Annotated in this window: 6 protein-coding genes; all 6 read right to left on the reverse strand. The window is 68.5% G+C overall.

Features of this window, described 5'->3' with window-relative positions:
* The coding region (locus tag B0W88_RS27890; protein WP_144007012.1) for an MFS transporter at positions 1-753 on the reverse strand (753 nt) is incomplete at its 3' end.
* Between the two features lie 12 nt (positions 754-765).
* Positions 766-2,973, reverse strand: a complete 2,208-nt coding sequence (locus B0W88_RS27895; RefSeq protein ID WP_077037825.1) for a TonB-dependent receptor — start codon at positions 2,971-2,973, stop codon at positions 766-768.
* A gap of 204 nt (positions 2,974-3,177) precedes the next feature.
* Positions 3,178-4,137, reverse strand: coding sequence for a hypothetical protein (locus B0W88_RS27900; protein ID WP_233151870.1), 960 nt, complete (start codon positions 4,135-4,137; stop codon positions 3,178-3,180).
* Between the two features lie 16 nt (positions 4,138-4,153).
* The gene (locus B0W88_RS27905; RefSeq protein WP_077037826.1) at positions 4,154-5,044 is read right to left on the reverse strand and encodes an ABC transporter permease; all 891 of its coding nucleotides are present in this window, start codon (positions 5,042-5,044) and stop codon (positions 4,154-4,156) included.
* Positions 5,041-5,868: an ABC transporter ATP-binding protein gene (locus B0W88_RS27910; RefSeq protein ID WP_077037827.1), complete on the reverse strand. Its 828-nt coding sequence runs from the start codon at positions 5,866-5,868 to the stop codon at positions 5,041-5,043. Before B0W88_RS27910 ends, B0W88_RS27905 begins: the two co-directional genes overlap by 4 nt.
* Before the next feature lie 7 nt (positions 5,869-5,875).
* Positions 5,876-6,877: an ABC transporter substrate-binding protein gene (locus tag B0W88_RS27915; RefSeq protein WP_077037828.1), complete on the reverse strand. Its 1,002-nt coding sequence runs from the start codon at positions 6,875-6,877 to the stop codon at positions 5,876-5,878.
* Positions 6,878-7,414: the final 537 nt, after the last annotated feature.

Below are 7,414 nucleotides of genomic sequence, written 5' to 3' on the forward strand. Positions count from 1 at the left end.
GCGCCGCTGCGCGTCCACCCACTTCGGCAGCAGCAGCGCCAGCAGGGTGAGGCAGCCCAGCGCGAGGCCCGTCATCCAGCCGCCGCTGGTGATGAACTGCAGCGCGATGGACAGCAGCGCGAGGAGGACGCCGAGCATCAGGCCGCCGCGCACATCGAGCTGCTGCAGGCCGGGGCCTCCGCTTGAGCTGGGCGTTAGCGCCGGCCGCGCCCGGCGGAGCCCGAGATGGATCGCGCAGGGCAGCGCCAGCAGCGCCGGCAGCCAGAACAGCGACAAGGTGCCGAGCGCGTCCATCACCACGCCCGCGCCCAGCAGCGCCGCCGAGGCGAAGAAGCCGACCGCCCCCTGGAACACGCCCTGCGCGCTGGCCTTGCGATCCTCTGGCGCCAGCTCGGCCAGCAGCGCCATGGCGACCGTCTGCGCGCCGACCCAGGCGGTCAGCAGGGTCTGCGTGAGCATGTAGCTGAACACCGACCTGGCCGACCAGGCGAGCAGGCCGCCCGCGCAGGCCACGCCCAGCGAGACGGCCAGCACCTTGCGCTTGTCGAAGACATCGCCGCAGCGCCCGATCAGCGGCGCCGAGATGGCGATGAACAGGAACTGCGCCGCCGACACCCAGGCGTACTGCACCGCCGACAGGTGCAGCGTGGCGATCACCTGCTCCTGCGCCGGCGACATGGCGGAATCCATCGCCGTGAAGGCACACAGCGCGATGATGGCCGCTGCCGCGTCGAAGCTCCGTGCTCGTGTCATCAGCGGACCTTATCAATAATCGAAGCGCAGGCTCAGGCCGACGGTGCGCGGCTTGATCGGGTAGTAGACGCTGTACGGGATGCCGGCGGAAGTCGTCAGCGTCGTGCCGCCGCTGGACCCGCGACCGTTGGCGACGTTGTTGACATAGGCCGTCAGCTCCCACTGCTTCCACGACAGTGCCAGCCGCGCGTCGAGCTGCGCATAACCCGCAAGTTCACCGGCACGATCGAGGTTCGTCGTGCGGCGGCCCATGTAGGAGTGCGACAGGCTGAAGCGGCCCGAGCTGTCGGCCGGCCCTTCGAAGTAGTAGTTGCCTTCCAGCGAGGTCTGCAGGTGGGCGGTGCCGGGCAGGCGCGTGCCCGAGGGCACGACCACGCCGCTGGCCGACTCGAAATCGCTGGAGGTCGCCGCGTCGATCCAGGCGCCGGCCAGGTTGAAGCTGAACTCGCTGCTGGGGCGCCAGGCGGCGCTGAGTTCCAGGCCCTTGATCGTCGCCTTGCCGACGTTGGCGATGCCGTTGAAGGAGAGCGCGCCGGTGCCGATCACGGCGTTGACCTGCGCGTCCGTCCACTTCACGACATAGGCCGCGGCGTCGATGCTGAGGCTCTTGCTCGGGGCCATGTGCACGCCGGTCTCGTAGTTCCACAGCGAGTCCGACTTGTAGCGGGCGTTCGAGATGTAGTTGACGCCGCCGAAGCGGTAGCCCTTGGAGGCCGTCGCGTACCAGACCGCCGCCGGCGAGAGCCGGTACTTCACGTTGAGCTTGGGCGTGAAGCCCGATTCGTCGAAGGGCAGGTCCGCCAGCGGGATCGCGCCGAAGGCGGCGTCGAGCAGGTGGGTGTCGACGGTGCTGGCCGCGCTGTTGCGGTAGTAGCGCCCGCCCAGGCCGATGCTGAGGTCGTTGGTGACGCGGTATTCGGCGTCGGCAAAGATGGCCTTCTCGGTGATCGCGTCGGTGTCGGCCTCGGTGTAGAGCACGTCGTTCGGCACCAGGTCCGGGCCCAGCAGCTGCGCGCCGCCGGGAGCCTTGACGCTCTGGTTGAAGCGGTCCTTGAAGCGCTGGTAGAACAGGCCGACGACATAGTTCAGCCGCGCGTCCGCGGGGCTCGCCAGGCGCAGCTCCTGCGACACGGCGCGCGAGTGGCTCAGCGAGGGGCCGTAGGCCACCGGCAGCGCCGGCAGCTCGATGACGGTGCCGATGTCGCCCAGCGAGAGCGTGGCGTCGGTCATCGCCGACACGTTCTTGGTGACCACCGAGGTGCTGCTGGTCAGCGTGTAGCCGCCGAGATCGAGGTCGACCTTGAGGTTGGCGAGATTGAAGCGGTCGTCGCGCGAGGAGGCGGTGGGGCTCGAATAGCTCAGCGTGCCCGCGGACGAGGTGGCGAAGCCGTCGGCGACCCTGGACTCCTGCGTCAGGAACAGGCCGGTGATCTTGAGCCCCTCGCTCGGCTTGACGACGCCGACGAGGCGCCCGCCGCGCTGGTGCAGCTCGTTGGCCTTGCGCACGCCGGTGCCGGTGTTGTCGATGTAGCCGCTGTCGCGCCGGTCGAACAGCACCGCGCGCAGGCCGGCGACGTCGGTGGCCAGCGGCAGGTTGGCCATCACGTACTCGGAATGGTTGGTGCCCGCGCCAGCCACCGAGGCGGCATCGGCCAGCATCGAGAAGGCGCTGCGCTTCAGGTCCGGCTTGGCCACCGTGTAGCGCACCGCGCCGCCCAGCGAGGACGAGCCGTAGAGCGCGCCCTGCGGCCCGCGCAGGATGTCGATGCCTTCAAGGTCGAAGGGGGCCAGGTCCGGCACGATCGAGGTGGCGATCGGGTCGGTGAAGGGCACGTCCTCGATGTACAGGCCCGTCGTGGCCTGCTGCACGCCGAGGCCGCTGCGGCTGGCCACCGTGCCCACGCCGCGGATCGTCGGCAGCGCCTGGTCCGGGTCGCCCTTGTTGGTCTGCACGCCGGGCGTGCGGCGCAGCACGCCTTCGGCGTCCTGGATGCCGGCGGCCTCCAGCGCGGCGCCGCTCATCGTCGTGATGGTGCCGGCGATCTCCTGTCGGGACTGGCGGCGCTTGTTGGCCGTCACCACCACGGTCTCCAGCTGGCTCTGGGCGCCGTCCGCGCTGCCCTGCGGCGCCGCATCGCCGGCCTGGGCGGCCTGGCCGTCCGCCGGCGCAGTCTGCGCCGAGGCTGCGCAGCTCAGCATCACCGCGCCGAGCACGGCCATGGGCCTCTTTGCTGTTCGAATCCGAATCACGTTAGCTCCGTCAAAACGACCGGCTGGTCGGTTTTCTTAGACTAACCGTGAGTTCGAGCGGAGTCAACGGGGATTGCGCGAGGCTTGGTCGACGGCGAGCGGCGCAGCCTTGCTGCGCACGTCCGGCGCCCGCATCAACCCTCCCGCCCGGGCCCTGCCCTGCGGCGGCTCCGCTCAGGGGTCCAACTCGTCCAGCGTTCCCGGCGAGGCCGCGATGCGCCCCTGGATCTCTTCCCGCAGGGCCACTGCCTGGGCCAGCAAGGGCTTGGTGTCCTCGCCGTTCTTGTAGGCATAGCCGACGTTCATCGTGCCGATCGCCGCGCCGGCCCGGTCATGCAGCGCCAGGTCCACGCCGAAGCGCCGGCCGTTCGAGTAGACGCCGGTCGTCGGCGCGGCGCTCTCCAGCACCTTCATGTCGTCGCCGTCCGCCTTCTTGCCGTGCCGGCCGAAGGTGGAGCCGAGCAGCACCAGCTCGTTGGCCGGCCGCGTGCGGCCGCGCAGGGCCAGCACCGTCACCTCCGGATGCCGCAGCAGCGCCTCGTCGACCAGTGTCTGCGCGCGGGTGCGCGTCGTGGCCAGCGGTTCGTACGGATACGGGTCCATCAGCGTGGCGACGTTGAGGATGCGCTTGGCCATCGCGTCGCGGATCACGTTGGCGCTGCGCTCGAACTCGGCGTGGTTGCCGCCGACCGGGTAGCGCCACACGAGCGCCAGCACGCCGACGATCTCGCCGCCGACGTCGCGCAGCGCCAGGTCCACCTCGATGCGCTTGTTGCCCGGGTCCATCGAGACGCGGGTGCGGCCGGTGGTCATCACCTCCATGTCGTTGGCGTCCGCCGGCTTGCCGATGCGGCCGATGCTGGAGGCGATGATCACGTTGGTCGCCGACTTCGGCGGCGTCACGTGCATCACCACCGCCCGCAGGTCCGGGTGCTGGGCGACCGTGCGGTCGACCAGTTCCTGGGCATAGGTCTTCACGGGCACCTGCTGGGCGTGGACCGGCGCTGCCGGCAGCAGCGTCATCAACGCCAGCGAGGCGGCCGCGGCGACCTGGCGATACACCGTTCGCCCTGTCGACAGGCTCAGCCCGAACGGGTTCAGGTCGCGGCGCTTGTTTTTCTCAAGAGATTTCATGGCTGCGCTCCCCTTGTCACTTCTGCTCGTGCAGCGGCGCGGGGCGCCACTTGGCCAGGCGGTTCTCGACCAGCGTCATCACGTACTCCGCCGCCAGCGCCACGACCATGATGATGACGATCGCCGCATACATGCCGGCTGCGTCGAAGGAGCCCTTGGCCACGTTGATCAGCAGGCCGATGCCGTAGCGGGCGCCGACGAACTCGCCGACGATCGCGCCGACGATGGCGAAGCCGAAGCTCACGTGCAGGGACGCGAAGATCCAGCTCATCGCCGAGGGCACGACCACCGTGCGCGTCAGCTCCCAGCCGCGGGCGCCGAGGATCTGCGCATTGGCCAGCAGGTTGCGGTCCGCCTCGCGCACGCCCTGGAAGGCATTGGCGAAGACGACGAAGAACACCATCACGAAGGACAGCGCCACCTTGGAGGTGAGCCCCAGGCCGAAGATCATGATGAAGATCGGCGCCAGCACCACGCGGGGCACCGAGTTGATCACCTTGATGTAGACCGAGAACACGTCGGACAGCATGCGGTTGCGGCCCAGCGCGATGCCCGCGATGATCCCGCCGATGGACCCGCTGAAGAAGCCCAGCAGCGACTCCTCCATCGTCACCCAGAGGTGGTACCAGAGCGAGCCCTCCGAGGTGCCCTCGCTGATCCAGGTCCACAACCGCGCGCAGATGTCGGTGGGCTTGGAGAAGAAGAACTCGTCCATCACCTTCATCCGCACCAGGCCCTCCCAGCCGCCCAGCAGCACGATCAGGATCAGGTAGCGCCAGAAGTAGACGGTGGCGACACGGCGCTTTTCCGCCTTGGCGGCGGCGGCCTCGATTTCGGCGGCCGAGGTGCCGGCCGCGCCCGGTGCCGAACCCTTCTTGTCGACCGGCAATGTGATCTCGGCACTCATGCTGCCACCTCCTGCTGCTTGCTGCCGCGCATCACCTCGGCACGCAGGTCGTCCCAGATCGTGCGCGAGATGTCGATGAACTTCTGGTCGTAGCGGATCTCGCTGGCCACGCGCGGGCGCGGGATGTCGATCGGGTAGACCGACTTGACCGTCGCCGGCCCCGAGGTCAGCACATAGACCTTGTCGGCCAGCGCGATCGCCTCCTCCAGGTCGTGCGTGACGAAGACCACCGAGGCCTTGGACTGCGACCACAGCCGCAGCAGTTCGTCGTGCATCAGCACGCGAGTCTGCACGTCCAGCGCCGAGAAGGGCTCGTCCATCAGCAGGATCTGCGGGCCGTTGATGAAGGTCTGCGCCAGCGAGACGCGCTTCCTCATGCCGCCGGAGAGCTGGTGCGGGTACTTGGTCTCGTGGCCCGACAGGTTGACGCGGGCCAGCCATTCGCGGGCCTTGGCGTAGGCCTCGGCCTTGTCCATGCCGCGGTACAGCGGGCCGGCGACGACGTTGTCGATCACATTGCGCCAGGGGAACAGCGCGTCGGTCTGGAAGGCGAAGCCGATGCGGCTGTCGATGCCGTTGATCGGCTCGCCGAACAGCCGCACCTCGCCGGAAGACGGCGTGGCCAGGCCGGTGACCAGGTTCAGCGTCGTCGACTTGCCGCAGCCGGTCGGGCCGACCACGGCGACGAACTCGCCGCGCTCGACGGTCATCGTGAAATCGCGGATGGCGGTCATCGACTTGCCATCGGGCGTCAGGAAGCGGCGGCTGACGTTGATCAGCTCGATCGCCGGCCCTGGCGAGGAAGTGGTGCTGCTCGGTGCCATCGCGTGCTCACTTCACCTTGGACACGAACTCGGTCGTGTAGGTCTTGGACAGGTCGATCTGCTTGCCCTTGACGTTCTTCGAGAAGGTGCCCAGCACGGCCAGCACCGTCTCGGGGCCGCCCTTGGGCATCACGCCGTCGGGCGTGAACATGCCCTTGCCGGCTTCGAGCGCCTTGACGTAACCCTCCTTGTCGCCGACGTAGTAGTCCTTGGGCATCTTGTCGGCGATCTCGGCGGCGCTGTGGGTGTTGATGTAGCGCAGCGTCTTGACGAAGGCGTTGGCCAGCTTCTGCACCGTCGGCTTGTTCTTCTCGATCCAGTCGTTGGGCATGTACAGCGAGGCGGCCGGGTAGGTACCGCCCAGCGCGGCCTTGGTGGACTCGATCGTGCGCAGGTCCACCAGCACCTTGGCCTGGCCGGTCTTCAGCAGGCGCGTGATGGTCGGCTCGGTGGTCATGCCGGCCTGGATCTTGTCCTGCGTCATCGCCTGGATGAAGGTGGTGCCGGCGCCGACCGGCAGCGAAGTGAACTCGCCCAGCGGCACGCCAGCCTTGACCATCAGGTACTGGGTCAGGAAGTTGGTGGACGAGCCCAGGCCGGTGACGCCCATGGTCTTGCCTTTGAGGTCGCCCATGCCCTTGACGTTGGGGTACTTGGTGGACACCAGCTCCACCTCGCCCGGCGCATGGCTGAACTGCACGACCGACTGGATGTACTTGCCCTTGGCCTGGATGTCCACGCAGTGGTCGTAGAAGCCGACCACGCCCTGCACCACGCCGGCCAGCATCTCGTTCTCGGCGTCCACGCCGGCGCCCTCGTTGAGCAATTCCACGTCCAGGCCCTCGGCCTTGAAGTAGCCCAGGCTCTCGGCCAGCTTGGCGGGCAGGTAGATCTGCTTCTCGTAGCCGCCGACGATGATGCTCAGCTTCTCGGCATGGGCGGCGATGGGGGCGGCGGCGAAGGCGGCGGCGATGGAAGTGGCCAGCAGCAGCTTGTCTCGGAGTTTCATGATGGTTCTGTTCCTTGCAGGTCGGGGATTCGTCAGATGCAGGTCAGCTTTTGCCGACCGTGGGACGCATCTTTGAATCCCAGCCTGTCGTGAACGTGAACCGTTTCTGAATTGCCGTTAAGACTGCATGTTCTTGGTAGCGGCCGCTGGGCGAGCCCGACCCTGCGCGCCGCCGGGCTCAACTGCGCCGGTCGACGCGCAGGGTCGGACTCGCTGCCACCAGTTGGCTTTCGCGCAGACGCGCTCCGCGCAACTCCACGGGGGCCGGCAGCGCTGTGGCCCGGGTGGCTGCGGGGCGACTTCGGTGGCGCTGAGGAGCACAGCGACTCGTGGCCGCGCGCGCAGCGCGCTTCGTGCACTGACTTCGCGCCACTTGTCTGACCGAAGCGTAGCGCAGGGAGTTTGGCGCGGGCCACGAGTCGCGAGCACCGGAAGGAAGTCGACCCGCAGGGGAGACCGCCACCGCCGAGCCCCGCAGCCGCCCGGGCCGCAGCGCTGCAAACCCGTCCCTTCGCGTCATTCGCCTTCCTCAGGCCG

The sequence above is a fragment of the Pelomonas sp. KK5 genome (assembly GCF_001984095.1).
In the GTDB taxonomy this organism is placed as follows: Bacteria; Pseudomonadota; Gammaproteobacteria; order Burkholderiales; family Burkholderiaceae_C; genus KK5.